Raw genomic sequence first — 17,121 nt, 5'->3', positions numbered from 1 at the left:
GCTTTCATCCAACATCAAGTTGATCAACAAAGCGATGCTCACAAACCATTGACTTGCAAAAGACGGGGTGAGATTTTTTGCAATAAAGCGCTATGGTTTTCACCGACACCTGACGACACCATCACAACATTATCACCGCAATTCACTTTACCTTTTTCCAGCGCATCCAGGAGATTAACAGCTACCGACGCAACGGCGATATTCCCGTAGTGCCGGAATGTTTCATGGAATTTACCGGCAGGAACACCGAGCGCCTTTCGCCAGGCATTGCCCGCCCAGTGAACAGGTTGATGGGCAACAAGAAAATCAATATCCTCACGGCTGTAGTCAGCCTTGCCTAAGGCTCCATCAACAACATTCACTATGTCATCCCGGCTATTTTCGGCAATTTCCTTGCAGAGTGACGGGTCGTTGAAGGTAACAAATTCCTGTTCAAAATCGGGCCCCTGCGAGGTAATAGCAGACAGCTTGGGCCTACGACGCTGAAAGACAATGGCAGCATGGCGAACTCCCTGGCTGATTGAGTGTGAGCTAATATACCCGTATCCATCGTCCACCCTGGATACAATACCGGCGACAGCCGCATCACCGGTATTCGGACTGTAGTAATTGGATTTATCGCTAATATGTGAATCAATAGAACTGCCAATAATCATCACATTGCGCTTCAAACCACAACGCACGTAGAGTACTGCCATTTCCAGCATAGTAATAAACGAGGAACAACAGGTATCAATGTTATAGGCACCAGCGTTGGGCAGTTTGAGTTTATGTTGAACCAGTGAAGCATTCAGGGGAACATGCCGGTCCGGCATAAGGGAACTGACCATCAGCAAGTCAACCATGCTCTGATCCATTCCTGCATTATAGAGAGCAAGCGCACCGGCTAGAGTCTCGGCATCAGAAGATAGCATCGGATGGGGCCGGATAGCGTTAGCTCTGGATTCCGGGTCTACCGGTACGCGGCAACGAGTTTCAATCCCTTCAAACGGATTACTCCTCTTTTTATCCGGCAGACGATCAAACCACGCCTTGTACCATGGCTGACTTTGCCACCCGTCATAATTCGTTTCTACGGTTCCCGGCAGCAAGCCATTTGCCGAGATGGGTTTTAAATAATCATGGTGCAGGCGAGTCTGCTCCGCAAGATAGGCGGGCAACTGGGAAGCGTCCCTTTCCCTGATGTTTTTACCAGGCAGATAACCCCCCATGGCGACCAAACCGGCAGAAAACTGACCATTGAAAAACTCGCGCATTAAACATATCCCCCATGCCCGTTATTAACCAAGGGAAATGGAAGGCAAATTCACACCACGGTTGGCACAAGCATCAGTGGTATCTTCCAGTTTGCCTTTTCCCTAAACAACGACACTCCAATATAAGTCACCTATTAATTACTGTCAGATAATCAATTAAAAATATATTATTTTCCTATGAAATATCCGGGCTAGTATCCCCAGTGTCGTGTCGGTATTCTTTCTCGACTGACAAAGCCAAAACGTTCCGCTCTCTTCAGGAATGCGGTGATGGTGTTTATTTTTACCTGGCCGTACCCCCGAATCTGTTCAGGTAATTGGGCGAATTCGACCATAACCTTATAGTTGTCGTGGGTGATAAAGTCTAAATGTTGGTTAATAATCGACTGATACTGCGCCAGTGCCTCTTTTTCCAGTTTGCGAATGTTGCTATAGGCAAAAATATCAAACCGCGAACCTCGCAAAAAACGACAATATCTTAGTAATTTAAGGAACCATTTACCCCATGATGGCAGTTGGAATTTCTTTTGGCTAAAGGGCAGGGCAAAGTGGTAAGAAAGTTCTGCATTGTGGCCAAACATTCGCTTCACCCCAGTCTGAAAGTCTGGTTTAAGGTAAAGACGGGCCACTTCATATTCGTCCTTGCTGGCCATCAATTGGTATAAATTCAGAATCACCGCCGTACTGAGTTCCGTGTGCCCCATTGATTCATCAACAGCCAACACTCGGTGCACAAAATCCTGATATTTTCTGGCGTAGTGAGTATCCTGATAATCTTCCAACTCCCTGATACGCAACAAGAAGCGGTCATAAATATTGCTGGCTGTACCCTTCACAGATGCAACCGATTTGAATAGTGCATCCGGGTCAAGACACAGTTTTCGCCCCAGCCAAAATGCCTGTCGGACAGCAATACCATCACCGAGGGCCTCAACAATAGCCGATTCCAGGGATGATCTGGCTAATGGGATAATTCCCCGCTGGTATGCAGTCCCAAGAATAATAACATTTGCCAACTCTCTCCGGTTAAATGCCAGCTCAGCCAGTTCACAAAAATCGAAACTGACATTACGCTCTCGATCAGTGTTTTCCTGTATGGCATCCACAGCATCAGCAATCGTCATTTTATCTATCAATACATTGTTGTGTAAATTAAGCGATGAAAACCTGGCCGTAGATATCACGGCAACGGTCTTGTCAACGCAGGTCAACTTTAATGAGTCAGCCTCTAAAGCAGACCATACATCCAGCACAATATAAGCGTCCGCACTGCCCGGAACAATGATTGGGCTGCTGATATCGGGAGCCTCGGAAATCTTCAAATGTGAGCCAACCACTCCTGCCCTCTGGCTTAGCCCCTTTTTATTGACCAGAGAGACGAATTTACCATCGGCCGATGCGGCGCTGGCCAGAATTTGCCCCATGGTGGTCACTCCGGTGCCTCCCATGCCGGTAATATACAGGTTGGTGGTACCGCTTTTTGCTATGGGATCGGGCAGAGCAATCTGGATATCACGGGTCAGGGGCGAAGATGTAAACGTCGTTCGACGACCATTTTTAATGGTCACCAATGCAGGGCAAAGCGCTTTTATGCAGCCCAGGTCGTGGTTACAGCTGGCCTGATCCACTTTCAGTTTCTGGCCAAATTCAGTATCCTCCGGCAGCAGGCTAAGACAACCTGACTCAAGAACACACTGGTCGCAGCCTTCACACAACTGCTGGTTAATATATACATAGTCCAGCGGCGTGTTATTGTTTTGCTGATCTCTTCGTCTGGCCAGGGCACAGGTACGATCATAAATAAGCACCGTAACCCCCTTGATACGACTTAACCGAGTCTGGACAGTATCCAGATCGTCAGCCATTCCAACCATTGTTCGTTGATCCAGCTTGTCCTGATAGCGCCGGATATCATCACTGACCACTGCTACTTGCCTGACTCCCTCAGCATAGAGCATCATGACCAGCACAGGGGGCGAGATATTTTCTTTCGGCAACGGACTGTCTGTCATGGCGATAGCGCTGTTATAAAGCAGCTTGAAGGTAATATTGCTATTGGCCACAACGGCCTGTCTTATCGCCAGGGAACCAGAGTGAAAAAACGTACCATCGCCTATATTCTGGAACTGGTGCGGGATATTCAGAAATGGAGACATACCAACCAGCTGGACACCCTCTCCTCCCATCTGGGTCATACTTCCAATGTCGTTTGAATACAAGGCCTGGATACCATGACAACCAACACCGAGGCCAGTCAGGGCATCTGCAGGCAATCGGGTAGAACGGCTGTGGGGGCAACCGGGACAAAAATGGGGTAATCTCTGTGGCCCCTGCCCGACATAATCCGGCCTCACGACAGGCGATAGCCAGGTACTGGCGGTACTCCATAACTGCAGGTAGGGTTCAAGGGCAACGGCAATAGTTTCTGCATCCAGCCCTCCCCAGGGGGGGAATAGATAGGCTCCGTATTCATCCTGCTTACCACAAACGACAGGGCTATTTGACTGGGAATAAAGAATGGACTTAACCCCTGACTCAATAAACCCCCGTTTCTCTTCAATCACTACAAGTCGTTCCAGGCCATTGGAAAAGCGAATAATGATGTCCGGATCCAATGGATAGACCATACCCAACTTTAGCAGCCGAATGTTGTACTGTTGGAGATCCTGTTGCTTCAGGCCAAGTAGTGCAAACGCGGCCATCAGGTGATAGTAGGTTTCCCCGGCAGCCAGGATGCCCAACCTGGCCTTTTCTTCATCACAGCAAGTGATAGGGTTCAGCCCGTTGACCGCTGCCATAGCGATGGCATTCGCTTCGCGATGAGTATGAATGTCACGTTCCACACGCATGGTCCCGGGAGGCAACAATTTGGATGTGACTCTCGGTACCAATAGCTGTTCAGGGTTTCCGGGCTCTGGTTTGCTGATAACCGGAAAAGGCATGGAAAAATCCAGGGTTTCGCTTAAACCACCGATAACAGACGACACTTTTATCCCAACCCAGAGACCGGAATAACGGGACAGCTCGAAGCCGAAAAGTCCAAATTCAATCAGTTCCCGGAGATTTCCCGGACACAATACCGGCATACAATTGTCATATAAGGTAATAATTGAACATGAAGGCAGTGCCGATGATGAGCAGGTGGCATCATCTCCCACCAGAACCAGAACGCCTCCGTATTCGCTGACACCGGCGTAGTTTCCGTGCCTGAAGGCATCACCGGAGCGATCGGCACCGGGAGACTTCCCAAACCACAGCCCCTGGATCCCATCATAATCATTTCCCGGGTACAAGGCCGCCATCTGGGAACCCATCAAAGCGGTAGCACTCAGTTCCTCGTTAACACCTGGCAGATAATGAATCCGGTGACGTTGAAGTCTTTCATGGTTTTTTCTCAGCGCCGAATCCACTTCGCCCAGTGGTGACCCCGGGTACCCTGATACCAGGATTGCCGTTTTCAGGCCCTTTGCAATATCCCGTTCAGATTGCAGAACTAACATTTCCATGATGGCTTCATGTGCGGAAAAAACGCCTGACATTGCTTATCCTCTTTGCATGCCGCTGACTCTATAGCGGACTCCACTGTCAAGCCCGCTTTCACCACCCCGATTGATATTTTCCTGAAACCTGATGTCAAAAGACTGATCAGATAAGTAGTTCGCCAAATGGAATCGTATATTTCTGGCTACGTGGGCAGTTACTATGCAAGGCACAACGTAGGGAGCATAGCCTTAACTATGTGACCGGAGTTATAACGCCGCACGACTGCATGGATGCAGGAGCTAGTGTAGTGTGTTGAAATTTTTAGTGCATAATAATTTTCAAACCAGTCAGGTGGCATCATCTTTTGAGTGATGGGCTCTTTGAACTCTTCTGAATAGCGGGCCATTGATCACTCACTGGCCGCCCTCTGTTCAGGTTTTTAAATTCAGGAGAGGCGACAGCTATGTTGGCGCAAGGGGATTGTGCTTAAGTAGCTAACCATATGGAATCGAATATTTCTGACTCCTTGTGCCGGCACTCCCGGCAACTGCTCCTGCGTTGCTCTAGCTCCTGCATCCAGGCAGTCGTGCTTCGTTACAACTCCGGTCACATAGCTACGGCTATGCTCCCTCCGTTGTGCCTCGCATAGTACCAGCCCAGGTAGCCAGAAATTTCGATTCCATATGGCCAGCTACTTAGCATTAAAAAGCCCGCAAGAGCGGGCATGTTCATCAATGCTGACTTTTAGCCGGAACGACGGGTAAAGAGCCGCTTATTGTTGCTGGCTTTCACCATATCGGTCAGGATGACACCCGCTTCCTTCAGGAAGGCATCAGGCTCTTTATCTTTTTTCTTCTGTTCCTGTTCCTGGTTGTTAATCTCCTCCAGCTCATCCAGATTGTTCAGCAATGCCAGGCCTCTGGATTTCCGCAGGCGATTTTCAATGGCCAGTCGCTGGCTGCGCATGGTTTGCAGTTCCAGTTGTCGTCTTTCCTGGTTCAGGGAAACCTTTTTCTGATTTTCATAGTGTTCGAAATAGTCCTTCATCTCATGGAGGTAAACAAAATCAGCATTTTTACGGGTGCGGAATTCATGCTTTTTCTGTAGCTCCGGAAGGTAAGGGCTTAAATTGGCGTAAGGTCTGTAGGATACCGGTGAGATATTGTCCCATGGCAGTGCATCCGGCAGCGTGTCTTCACCAATATCCCGGCCATCGTAGAGGGAAGGGAAGATGATATCGGGAATAACGCCACGATTCTGGGTGCTCTGGCCGGAAATCCGGTAGAACTTGGCCAGCGTCAGTTTCAGCTGCCCATGGTTCAGTGGCTGGATGCTTTGCACGGTACCTTTGCCGTAACTCTGGCTGCCAACGATCAGCGCCCGCCCGTAATCCTGCATGGCCCCGGCAAAAATTTCTGAAGCGGAAGCGCTGAGGCGGTCAATCATCACCACCATGGGGCCCTCGTAGAGCTGCTCTGAGTCCGGGTCTTCCTGTCGCTCAGCGCGACCCCGGTTATTGCGGACGACTACGGTAGGCCCTTTATCAATAAATAGACCGGTCAGCTCATTGGCTTCTTGCAGTGAACCGCCCCCATTACCGCGAAGATCGATAATCAGGCCATCCACTTTCTCTTTCTTTAATTTTTCCAGGAGCCTGCGGACGTCACGGGTGGTGCTTTTATAGTCAGGGTCACCGGCCTGGGCAGCCTTGAAGTCGATATAAAAGGTGGGTAACTCGATCACCCCGATACGGCTGGTCTTGCCATTCATGGGCACTTCAATGATTTTACTGGCGGCATCCTGCTCTTCCAGTTTGACCCGGTCCCGGACAATCTCATAAACCCGGGTGCTGCTGTCATTGCTGCTGCCGGGAATAATCTCCAGGCGTACCAGGGTGTGTTTGGCACCGCGAATTAATTTGACTACATCATCCAGACGCATGCCCACCACATCTTCCAGGATGCCTTTCTTGCCCTGGCCAACGCTGACGATCTTATCACCGGGTTTCAGCTGCCCGGCTTTCTCTGCAGGGCCGCCGGGGACAACACTGACTACCCTGGTGTATTCATCCTCTGCAGAGAGTACGGCACCGATACCCTCAAGAGAGAGGCTCATGTTGATATCAAAGTTTTCCGCCGTCTGGGGGGAGAAGTACTGGGTATGAGGGTCGTAAATACCAGCGAAGGCGTTGATGTAGGTCTGAAAGGCATCTTCGCTTTTGCTCTGGTGCAGCCTGCGGAGCAGGTTGGTGTTTCTTCTGCGCAGCTGATTGATAATTTCTTCGTCGGTTTTATTGTTCAGCTTCTGGCTTAATACGCTGTCTTTAAACTGCTTGATCCAAAGCCGTTGCTGGGCTTGCTTGCTGGTAAGCCAGGGTTCATCCTTGCGCTCAATCACCAGCTCTTCATTTTTCCTGAGGTTCAGGTTGTTAATGCCCAGCTCTAACTGTTTAAGCATGAAGCGTGCGCGTTCTTCCGCCCGCTCACGGTAGCGGTTGAAGATGGCGAAGGCGGGGTTGAGGTCACCGCTTTTCAGAGAGTCTCCCAGTTTTTTCCGATAGGGCTCAAATTCCTGGATATCTGCCTGCAGGAAGAAGCTGCGGTTTGGGTCCAGTCGATCAAGATAGCGATCAAACACCTTTTCCATATTGCTCTGGTCAAGGGGGATTTTTCGGTAGTGGCTTCTTGAAAGCAGTTGTACCACATGAACGCTGGCAATGGCCTGTTGCAGGTTGGGCATCAGGGTGGGTACTGGCTGGCTGATGTCCTTATCGACGGCCTGAGCGAGATTGCCTGAGAGAAGTGCTGTGAAAAGCAGCGCTGAAAAGAACAGCCTCATTCTTTTGGCTGGCTGCAGTTTCGATATCATAGAGGCGTTAGCTCCGTGTCATTCTGTCTGTTGAAGTGTGCCTTCCTGGCTAACCTAACGGATAAGACTCTTTCCATTACTCAAGTCATCGCTCAGGATCTTGAACTCTTGAATATCCTGTAAGGATGAATACAGCATAATACAGTCACATGGCGGATGACAGCCGTTGAGCTTTCATATTCTGAACAGCTCAGGTAAATAAGGCCATTACCTGGCCGGTAAAATGTTTGGGTAAGTGCTATTCCACCAAGGCTATTGAAAAAAATCAATGATTCATTTGGCAGGAGAGCCGGTGTGGGGAGTTTGCAGTATAGAGATGATTGGACACAGGTGAAGATCTGCTGTGTCCATAATATGCAGCTGCTTCAAGGTGGTGTAAAGGTCAATTATAACCTTTGATATAGCCGCCAGTTTCATCAAATGACTTTGTCACAGGCAGTGTTGCAGAAGCCTTTAGCAACGGCTTGACCGAATTAATCGTACTGCGATGAAGTGAAAAGACGTTCCTGGAGTTTGAGATTGAGCGCAGTGTTGGCCGGTTGTTGGCTTCGGGTTTCATGAGGTTGCCTGCAATGTTGGCTGGTCTGATGACATGATCGAGGTTAGCAATATCGGCCGGATAATTGGAGTCTGAAATTGTACGTATGACGGGGCTTCGCGTTGTGTTTTGCCAATAAAACGAGATGTCCGGAGAAGTTTGCTGGCTCTCGTTCAAGAGCCAGCTGATGATCAATTATTCAGTAAATGGCAGTTGGGCCAGGGTCATAAAATGGGCCAGGGTTTTGCTGAGTTCAAAGGCATCCTCACTCCCGGCCAGCTCTCTGATTGAGTGCATGCCGAAGGTTGGCAGCCCGAGATCCAGTGTGCGTACGCCCAGCACGCCGGCGGTCAGTGGGCCAATGGTACTACCACAGGCCATATCGGTACGGGTAACAAAGTGCTGAACTTTGCTGCCACTGGCCTGGCAAAGGGTGCGGTAAAGTGCTGAGGTTTCATCATTGGTGGCATAGCGCTGGTTGGCGTTGACTTTGATGACCGCCCCGTGATTCAGTTTCGGTGCGTGATGCTCGTCATGCTTGCTGGCATAGTTGGGGTGGATGCCGTGGGCATTATCCGTTGAAATCAGCATGGAGCGGTTCATGGCCCGGGTCAGTGCCTCACCGGTACCATACATTCTTTCCAGTACACTCTTCAGGAAAGGCCCCTGGGCTCCGGTGGTTGAGACACTGCCCACCTCTTCATGGTCATTGCACACCAACAGGGCTGTGGCGTCTGATGGCTGATGATTGAGCAAAGACTCCAGACCAACATAGCAGCTGAGCAGATTATCCAGGCGGGCACTGGCGATAAAGTCACCGTTCAGGCCAATAACGGCAGCACTTTGGGTGTCATAGAAAGAGAGGTCGTATTCCATCACTTGCTGACAGTCGCTGTGTCCTTGACGTATCAGCTCTTGTTTCAGCAGTTCACGGAAATCGACGGTTTCGCCATCGGCCAGTTGAAAAAGGATCGGTGGGATATCGGTTTGTGGATTGACGGCACGGCCACTATTGACCTCGCGGTCCAGGTGAATGGCCAGGCTGGGGATAATGGCGACTGCACGCTCAAAGTTGATCAGTTGCTGGCAAAGCTGTTGCTGATCGTTGAGGTATTGGACACGGCCAGCGAGGGAAAGGTCACGGTCAAACCATGGGTTTAACAGGACGCCACCATAAACCTCAACACCCAGCTGAAAATAGCTGTGCTTATTTAACTCTGGCTGTGGTTTTACTTTCAGGCAGGGCGAGTCGGTGTGCGCTCCTACCATTCTGGCACCCAGCTCAGGTTTGCCCATGGTAAAGGCAATGAGGGACGATCCATTACGGGTTACGTAATATTTACCGCCTTCTTTGAGAGACCAGGATTCGGACTCACTCAATGGCTGAAAGCCCGCTTCCTGTAGCTTGGCCACCATGGTGGCTACTGCATGATAAGGGGTCGGAGAAGCATTGAGGAACTGGATAAGCTCCTGATTAAAGTGTTCTTTGCTCATGGCGCTACCTTGCAATGTAAGCGGTGATCTTACTACAAAGATAGGTTTTATTTCATTGTTGAAACTGACCTGTTTCAGAATTGGATAATGCTGCCTGAGCCCACTAAAGTAAGTGGCTGTATGAACTTGTTGTTGATTGCTCTGTCTAAAAAGAATAATACGAATGAATTTACCCAAATGAATGAAATAAACATGATCCCTCAAACATCTGCTGAAAACCCTTGCCTCATTTGCTTTGAGGATTTTTCCCAAGAGCCTGACCATGCATTATCTACCCTGAAGTGTGGGCATGCCTTCGGTCGTTCATGCATTATCGAATGGCGAGAAAGGAACACACGTTGCCCCATGTGCAGGGAAAATTTTTTTCTACCAAAAGTGACTCCTGACGGCAGTTTTACCAGTGCATTGAAGGATCAATTCTACAAAACCCTGCACAATCGAACGGTGTTGGCGTGCATACTTGTATATGGTGGATTTTTTTTTGCAACCAATCTTGGGGAGCTGGCCCGCTGTAATGCCAGTGTTGTAGCTGCTGATCTTGCTTGTACCCTCGCCATACGATATGCCTCAGAAGTCAGTGATGATGTAATGTCTGTATTTTTCGGCAGGCTTGGCACTCAAAACTATCACTATCATAATCTGCCCCAAAAAATAGTGACTGAAGGTATTGTCAACTGTTCGCTCATTACTGCCGGTTGGCTAGGTCGGAAATGGCTTTTGGGTTTTTGACCGGGTTGAAGCGATAGGTAGTGATCTCACAAAAAATATGTTTGACTTCATTTTACGAGGGATCAAGAGGTTGTCCAGGAATAAACTGCCCTACTGCGGTGGCAGCAAATTGGTCAAGAAAGTCGGAATTTCTTAGCAAATGGAACCACTATTCGCTAAAAATTTCCGACTTTCTTGACCAATTTTCTGCCATTCTCGCTACGGGGTCGCCTGGACGGGCGCTATTCTCGGTCAGCCTCCTAGTTCGGCAGCTGTACATTGACCTCGAGGATAGAACAACCATCCTGAGAGTCCAGCTTGATGTCAATACACTCCTGCTGGACCTCTATGTATTTTTGAATAACCTGAAGAATATCCCGCTCCATGGCTGGCAGAAAATCACGCCCACTTCGGCTGCTTCGTTCATGGGCTACTATGATCTGCAGCCTTTCCTTGGCAATCGCGGCGCTGTTATCTTCTTTGCGTGAGCGGAATAGCTGCATAAGACTCATCCTATTCCTCCGAACATGCGCTGTAAGAACCCTTTTTTGACGGGTTCGAGAAAACGGTGTGGTATGTCTTCCCCAAGGAAGCGCGCTACCACATCGTTGTATGCCTGACCGGCATCACTGTCGGTATTGCATACGACGGGTACCCCCTGGTTGGAGGCTTTCAAGACTGAGGTGGACTCAGGAATCACACCAATCAGTGGTATCGCCAGAATTTCCTCGACATCCTGAATATTGAGCATTTCTCCCCGTGTTACCCGCTCAGGATTGTAGCGGGTTACCAGTAGATGCTCTTTGACGGGTTCAAGGTTTTCGACTGCGCGGCGGGACTTGCTTTGCAAAATACCCAGGATACGGTCAGAGTCCCGGACAGACGACACTTCAGGGTTTGTGGTAATAATGGCTTCATCGGCAAAGTAGAGGGCCATCAGGGCACCGTGTTCGATACCTGCCGGAGAGTCACAGATGATGTATTCAAAGTCTTTTGCCAGCTGGTTCAGGACTTTTTCAACCCCTGCATGGGTAAGGGCTTCTTTGTCCCGGGTTTGGGATGCTGGCAGAATGGACAGGTTTTCTGTGCGCTTGTCTCTGATCAGCGCCTGATGCAGCTCGGCCTCGCCGTTAATTACATTGACAAAGTCGTACACAACACGACGCTCGCAGCCCATCAGGAGATCCAGGTTTCTGAGGCCTACATCAAAGTCAATGACAACTGTCCGGTGACCTTTAAGAGCCAATCCTGTTGCAATGGAAGCACTGGTGGTGGTTTTTCCAACGCCACCTTTTCCAGAAGTCACAACAATAATACGAGCCAAGGTGAAATCCTGTCATAAATCAAGAACTGAACTATTGTCCAGTATTTCTTAAAGTTTCTTTATGTGCAAGCTTTGTGCCTCGAGGGATACAATAACACTGCCGCCCCATAGAGGATCATTGTTGTTGGCTGCTGAGGGCATTTTATACTGACCGTTGATGGAAATGAGTTCGGCTTCAAACTGCAGACAGAAAATACGGGCGTCAGTATTGCCATTGATACCTGCCAGGGCCCGGCCGCGTAATGGACCATAGACGTGTATATTACCGGCGGCCAGAAGTTCTGCACCGGAACTGACCGGACTGGTAATGACCAGATCGCCCTCGGCATAGACCTGCTGACCAGAGCGGATCGGATGTTCTATAAGTGTGGTCTTATGAATGACTGATGATGTTTGCGCCTGGTTGGCACTCTCTGCTGCAGTGGGACTGGCGGTGTGGGATTTCTGCATGATGACTACGTTGGTTTCCACATGGCTTTCCACATGAGCAGCAGAATTTTCTTCTGACCGGTTCCGTTGCCTTGGTGATGGGAGCCAGGGAATGCCTGCCATCATGGCGTCCTGTTTATGGCTTTCCTGGCCGCCACGAACAGCAATCAGGATCAGGCCAAACTGTTGCAGGCTATGGCGCAGTTGGTAAAGATCAATTGGTGGTTGCTCCGGGCTGAGTTGGTCGAAGGCGATGATGACCGGTGTCTGCTGGAAAAACTTGGGAGCCTTGCGCGTCATGTTCTCCAGCTGATTGGTAATATCCGCGGGATTGGTAGAATGCAATTCAAGAGTAGTCAGTGTATAAATACCACCGGTCATCTTGAAAGCTGCAGCGGCAGTACCGGTTTGCAGTTGAAGGGTCATAAAGTACAACTCTGGTTGTGTATAACGGCTTTGTATGACGAGAGTCAGCAGATTAAATGGTCAGCTTTTTATACAACAGAGTGTAGCGTAGAGAACTCAACGTTCAGATACAAGTATTGAATTAACCTATATGCCGCAAAACCCTGATGTTAACAAGCAGGCTGATGCCCGTGCAGACGACGTCTTTCGTCGGGCCTATCTGCACCCGAAGTACTGGCTTACCTGGCTGGTGATCGGGCTTACCGTTATCCCTTCGCTATTGCCTTATCGCTGGCTTCTCCAACTGGGACGATGGCTTGGACGTACCATTTATCATGTAGCGGGTGACCGTGTTCATGTTGCCCGGGTGAATCTGGAGAAGTGTTTTCCTGAGTTGAGCCAGGCTGAAAGAGAGACACTGCTGAAGAAAAACTATGAGTCAGTCGGCATTGGTATTATGGAGGTCACCATCGCCTGGTGGTGGCCTTCCGGCAGGCTGGAGAACATCGTTTCTTATCAAGGGCTGGAAAACCTGGAGTCTGATGATGGCACCCTCCTGATGGTTATGCATTTCACTACCATAGAACTGGCAGGTCGCCTGATTACCCAGCGCCACAGTGTGGATGCCACCTATCGAGAGCATGGGAATCCGGTTTTTGAATACGTTCAGCGTCGTTTAAGACACCGTTTTGATCCCGGCAGCCAGTTGCTGAGAAGGAAGGATGTTCGTGGCATGCTGCGCTCATTAAAGTCGGGCAGGACCGTCTGGTACTCTCCTGACCAGGACTATGGTATCAAAAATGGGCTCTATGTGCCTTTCTTCGGCATTCCCGCAGCGACCATTACCAGTACCTCACGCCTTGCCAAAGCGGGCAGGGCGAAAGTGATTCCCATGACGGTGACTCGCCTGGCTGACGCCAAAGGCTACCGGGTTCAACTGCATTGTGCCCTGGAAGGGATTCCTTCCGGTGATGACTATCAGGATGCGCTGCAGGTTAACCAGTTTGTCGAGCAGCAAATTCGTAAGCATCCTGAGCAGTATATGTGGCTTCATCGGCGGTTTAAAAATCGCCCTGAGGGTGAGGCTGACTTTTACCGTGGTTGATGGCTGTCTGGATGCTCAGTGGTTGAGTGTCCAGAAATATCCTTGTCAGAAATAGCGTTTTCCGCGTTCCCACCGAAGGTAACAGCTGGATGGACGCTGCTAAGTAGTTGGCCAGATAGTACGATTCCATTTGGTTAACTACTTATTATATTGAATAAAGCCATCAGCACTTCCCTGATGTCTGAAAATACCTATAGAACCCGTCGTTCAATGGCCATTTCTTTTTGTCACAATTTATTTATGGCTTAAGGCCATAATTCATGGCTCGCTGTTGAGCTTGCTTGAAAGTATTGCGAAAAAGTAAATCCATATTCTCACGTAATTGATCAACACTGACATCTTCCCCTCTTTGGTCGACTGGAGGAAAAAGCTTCTGTAAGTTCACAACTTTATCATCATTACTCATATTTTGATCAAACAAAAATTCCCTCAGTTGAGCAAAAAATTGTTTGTTTTTTTTCATAAGCTGATACTGATCACTATGAACCTTAACCCATTGTGTTCCTTCATAATCTTCCTCAACACTGTAAAAGCCACCTTGGTATTCACCATAAAGCATTTTCTCGGCGCACCAACAGGGGGGGCCAATCCTGGCGTTCAAAATGGTTTTAAGATCACTGAATCGAGTGTCATGAATTAACTTTGCCAATGGTTGATATTTAATGGGGTCAGCTTCGAATAAATCATCTGGATCTTCAAGACCATTGAATATTCCCGGATGATCTTTGTTTAATCGTTCAATTGTCTCTCGCTTTAAAGTTCCCGGAGAAGAATAAGAGCCAACATATAAGAGATAAAAATCATCATCAGAAGACAACTTTAGCTCAACAGAATCACCAGAGATAGATTCCGGCTGATTCGGCTCTGTTGGCGACTGGCCAGCACCGGCAATGTACGAAGATGTTAGAGAAGAAGAGGGAGGAATCATAAGTCATACCGTTATTTGCTTATCTGGTAGGACAAAATAAAAACAGGAGGGTTCCCTGAACATAATAAAATAATTACATAATTCCAGATCACTGTCGGTAAGGCAGACTACCAGGCTGAATAGTTGTACTCTTGTTGGGATAGGCCGATTCTTTTCCCGCTCCAATGGTTGTTCCTGCCGTGGGTTTGTCAATAAAAATCTGACGTCGTCTATCTGTAAATGTGATTATCCTGAGTGCAACACTCATCACGACAGTGACATAAACGTAGCAAAGAATATCGAAGCCGAGGTTAGTCGGGGAGCACCTGCCCTGTAGCGATCCGGGAACCCTCCCCCGACATGAGGCGAGTGTCAGAAACTATTCAATATGCACAATAATGGATATTTCCGTAGATTTTGTAGGTCTTTATGCTTATTATCTCTTCGAAAACTCCGGTGCATAAATGACCGGTTCGAATGGCATATCAGGCAGGATGTTTACCATGAACATGTAGCCGAAAAAAATTGACGTCCCTTTTTGTTAAAAACTGATAACTATTGTTTTCACAGCTGCAACGGCTGTTTATTATTGATATTGAAGACCAAAAATTATGGAAGAGCATTTTAAGCTTGTTGATAAGCCGACCTTTTTTGGTGCGGTTATTTTGTTGATCTCGGTGGTTATACCGTTGGCACTGTTTCCGGATGAGGGCGCTCACTGGATTGCCATCGCAAAAACCTTTATGACGGACACAATGGGGGTGCTTTATCTGGGCCTGGGGCTGGCTGCCGTGGTGTTTATGGCCTACGTGGTATTTTCCGATATTGGCCAGATCAAGCTGGGTGATGCCAATGAGAAGCCGGAGTATTCGACCACTTCATGGGCGGCCATGCTGTTCTGTGGTGGCATCGGTGCCAGCATTCTCTACTGGGGTTGTATTGAGTGGGCCTACTATTATCAGTCACCGCCTTTTCAGCTGGCCTCGGGCAGTGAAGAGGCGGTTCGCTGGGCGGCCACTTACGGTATCTTCCACTGGGGGCCTGTTGCCTGGTGCATCTATATGATTCCGGCCATTCCCATTGCCTACTTTTTTCATGTGCGCAAAAATCCGGTGCTGAAGGTATCTGCAGCCCTGATGCCGGTACTGGGAGAAGCCCGCAGCAAAGGGCCTCTGGGCAAGGTGATTGACGTGCTGTTTATTTTTGGCCTGCTCGGTGGGGCTGCCACCACGCTGGGTCTGGCGGCACCGTTGATCAATGAGGGCATTACCTACCTGACCGGTATTCCATCCACCAATGGCACCCAGATTGGTGTATTAATGGTGTGTACGGCACTGTTCGCCTATTCCTCGTACAAGGGAATGGATGGTGGTATCAAACTGTTGAGTAACATCAACTTCTGGGGAGCCCTGGGTCTGCTGGCTTTTGTCCTGGTGGTGGGGCCTACGCTGTTTATGGTGGAGACGGGTCTGGACTCCATTGGGCGGATGCTGTCCAACTTCTTTGTGATGGCCACCTGGGCAGAACCTTTCGGTGGTTATGGTACCTTTGAAGATACCCACTTCCCTCAGGACTGGACCATCTTCTACTGGGCCTGGTGGCTGGTATATGCACCCAGTATGGGATTGTTCGTAGCCCGTATTTCCAAAGGGCGAACCATTAAACAGATGGTTGGCGGTGCGATTTTCTGTGGCTCCCTGGGGTGTGCCGTGTACTTTATCGTGCTGGGTAACTTCGGTCTGTCTCTTCAGCTTTCCGGTCAACTGGATGTTGTGGGTATTCTCAATACTGAAGGCGCAACAACCGCTATATTCAGTGTGCTTGAGCAGCTGCCCTTCAGTTACCTGGTGATCGTACTGTTCACCTTGCTCTGTATTATCTTTACTGCGACCACCTTTGACTCCATCTCCTTTATTCTCGCGTCAGTTGTCCAGACTAATGTGACCGAAGATCCCATGCGCTGGAACCGTCTGTTCTGGGCATTCACTCTGTCGCTGATGCCTTCTGTGCTGATGTTTATGGGTGGTCTGGCCACCTTGCAGACGGCAGCGATTGTAGGCGGTCTGCCGCTGCTGGTGATTGCGGTGATGTTGATGGTTTCAGCGGTGAAAGCCACCATGCTGGATATCTCCCGCCAGGAAGGCTACGAAGAACCCACCATCAATATTGAAGAGCTGCCGGAAGTGGACCCGTGGAGCCTGGAAGGTTCTGCCCTGGCCCGCTTTGAACAGTTGAAAGATCAGGCGACAGAAGCCGTAATTGCAGAACGTCAGGCCCATGAAGCGCTGGCTGCACTGAAAAAGCAGATTCGTCGGGAGGCTATGGCTCGTGGTGCAACGGGTTCTGATCTGGGAGATGCGCCAGCGCATATGCTTGAGGAGGTTGAGCGATTAACCCAGGTTGCCATCGAGGCCAATGAGAAGAGGCAGGCTGCTTCTGAATTGGCCCAGCAGGCTCGAATGGAATTCAATGAGCTTATGCGTCAGAAACAAGAGGGGCTTCGTGAATTGGAGCGCCTTCAGGCTAAGGAAGAAATTCTGATGCGTATGGGCAGAGCTTGATTCTCTGAAGTTGGAACTTTGCCCGACCCTTTTGTTGAGGGTT

At 49.2% G+C, this 17,121-nt stretch carries 12 protein-coding genes; 3 read left to right on the top strand and 9 right to left on the bottom strand.

Annotated features, from left to right (window positions below; translation table 11 throughout):
• Positions 1-38: 38 nt before the first annotated feature.
• The 5 genes from J7439_RS13670 to J7439_RS13650 form a co-directional block, all read right to left on the bottom strand.
• Complete coding sequence (locus tag J7439_RS13670) at positions 39-1,256, bottom strand: 3-oxoacyl-ACP synthase III family protein (RefSeq protein ID WP_209202459.1); 1,218 nt, start codon at positions 1,254-1,256, stop codon at positions 39-41.
• Positions 1,257-1,447: 191 nt separating this feature from the next.
• Positions 1,448-4,795 (bottom strand): indolepyruvate ferredoxin oxidoreductase family protein, encoded by a 3,348-nt coding sequence (locus tag J7439_RS13665; protein ID WP_286198343.1) that lies wholly within the window; start codon positions 4,793-4,795, stop codon positions 1,448-1,450.
• 688 nt (positions 4,796-5,483) lie between these two features.
• A complete protein-coding gene (locus J7439_RS13660) occupies positions 5,484-7,607 on the bottom strand; it encodes a carboxy terminal-processing peptidase (RefSeq protein WP_209202455.1) in 2,124 nt (707 codons plus the stop codon).
• Between the two features lie 382 nt (positions 7,608-7,989).
• Complete coding sequence (locus tag J7439_RS13655) at positions 7,990-8,340, bottom strand: hypothetical protein (RefSeq protein ID WP_209202453.1); 351 nt, start codon at positions 8,338-8,340, stop codon at positions 7,990-7,992.
• On the bottom strand, positions 8,341-9,639 hold the full coding sequence (locus tag J7439_RS13650) for a M18 family aminopeptidase (protein ID WP_209202451.1): 1,299 nt from the start codon (positions 9,637-9,639) through the stop codon (positions 8,341-8,343).
• A gap of 87 nt (positions 9,640-9,726) precedes the next feature.
• Here J7439_RS13650 and J7439_RS13645 point away from each other — a divergent pair, with 87 nt between their 5' ends.
• Positions 9,727-10,368, top strand: a complete 642-nt coding sequence (locus J7439_RS13645; RefSeq protein ID WP_209202449.1) for an RING finger domain-containing protein — start codon at positions 9,727-9,729, stop codon at positions 10,366-10,368.
• A gap of 239 nt (positions 10,369-10,607) precedes the next feature.
• Here the strand turns inward: J7439_RS13645 and minE are convergent, their stop codons facing one another.
• Genes minE through minC form a run of 3 tightly spaced genes read right to left on the bottom strand, consistent with a single transcriptional unit; the run spans position 10,608 to position 12,526 of the window.
• Positions 10,608-10,859, bottom strand: a complete 252-nt coding sequence (minE, locus tag J7439_RS13640; protein WP_209202447.1) for a cell division topological specificity factor MinE — start codon at positions 10,857-10,859, stop codon at positions 10,608-10,610.
• On the bottom strand, positions 10,856-11,671 hold the full coding sequence (gene minD / locus J7439_RS13635; RefSeq protein WP_209202445.1) for a septum site-determining protein MinD: 816 nt from the start codon (positions 11,669-11,671) through the stop codon (positions 10,856-10,858). Before minD ends, minE begins: the two co-directional genes overlap by 4 nt.
• Before the next feature lie 48 nt (positions 11,672-11,719).
• A complete protein-coding gene (gene minC / locus J7439_RS13630; RefSeq protein WP_209202443.1) occupies positions 11,720-12,526 on the bottom strand; it encodes a septum site-determining protein MinC in 807 nt (268 codons plus the stop codon).
• 130 nt (positions 12,527-12,656) lie between these two features.
• Between minC and lpxL the strand changes: the two genes are divergently transcribed.
• Positions 12,657-13,610 (top strand): LpxL/LpxP family Kdo(2)-lipid IV(A) lauroyl/palmitoleoyl acyltransferase, encoded by a 954-nt coding sequence (gene lpxL, locus J7439_RS13625; RefSeq protein WP_209202441.1) that lies wholly within the window; start codon positions 12,657-12,659, stop codon positions 13,608-13,610.
• A gap of 238 nt (positions 13,611-13,848) precedes the next feature.
• Here lpxL and J7439_RS13620 read toward each other — a convergent pair whose 3' ends face one another.
• The gene (locus J7439_RS13620; RefSeq protein ID WP_209202439.1) at positions 13,849-14,538 is read right to left on the bottom strand and encodes a hypothetical protein; all 690 of its coding nucleotides are present in this window, start codon (positions 14,536-14,538) and stop codon (positions 13,849-13,851) included.
• A gap of 590 nt (positions 14,539-15,128) precedes the next feature.
• Here J7439_RS13620 and J7439_RS13615 point away from each other — a divergent pair.
• Positions 15,129-17,078, top strand: a complete 1,950-nt coding sequence (locus tag J7439_RS13615; protein ID WP_209202437.1) for a BCCT family transporter — start codon at positions 15,129-15,131, stop codon at positions 17,076-17,078.
• Positions 17,079-17,121 lie beyond the last annotated feature (43 nt).

Origin of the sequence: Salinisphaera sp. G21_0 (genome assembly GCF_017744115.1) — a bacterium.
Classification (GTDB): domain Bacteria; phylum Pseudomonadota; class Gammaproteobacteria; order Pseudomonadales; family Endozoicomonadaceae; genus Endozoicomonas.
The sequence above is the reverse complement of the archived record's forward strand: the minus strand, read 5'-3'. Positions and strand labels throughout refer to the sequence as shown.

Coding starts and splice junctions, on each gene's coding strand:
- J7439_RS13670 (WP_209202459.1), bottom strand. CDS start 1,256: ATGCGCGAGTTTTTCAATGGTCAGTTTTCTGCCGGTTTGGTCGCCATG.
- J7439_RS13665 (WP_286198343.1), bottom strand. CDS start 4,795: ATGTCAGGCGTTTTTTCCGCACATGAAGCCATCATGGAAATGTTAGTT.
- J7439_RS13660 (WP_209202455.1), bottom strand. CDS start 7,607: ATGATATCGAAACTGCAGCCAGCCAAAAGAATGAGGCTGTTCTTTTCA.
- J7439_RS13650 (WP_209202451.1), bottom strand. CDS start 9,639: ATGAGCAAAGAACACTTTAATCAGGAGCTTATCCAGTTCCTCAATGCT.
- J7439_RS13645 (WP_209202449.1), top strand. CDS start 9,727: ATGCTGCCTGAGCCCACTAAAGTAAGTGGCTGTATGAACTTGTTGTTG.
- minE (WP_209202447.1), bottom strand. CDS start 10,859: ATGAGTCTTATGCAGCTATTCCGCTCACGCAAAGAAGATAACAGCGCC.
- minC (WP_209202443.1), bottom strand. CDS start 12,526: ATGACCCTTCAACTGCAAACCGGTACTGCCGCTGCAGCTTTCAAGATG.
- lpxL (WP_209202441.1), top strand. CDS start 12,657: ATGCCGCAAAACCCTGATGTTAACAAGCAGGCTGATGCCCGTGCAGAC.
- J7439_RS13620 (WP_209202439.1), bottom strand. CDS start 14,538: ATGATTCCTCCCTCTTCTTCTCTAACATCTTCGTACATTGCCGGTGCT.
- J7439_RS13615 (WP_209202437.1), top strand. CDS start 15,129: ATGGAAGAGCATTTTAAGCTTGTTGATAAGCCGACCTTTTTTGGTGCG.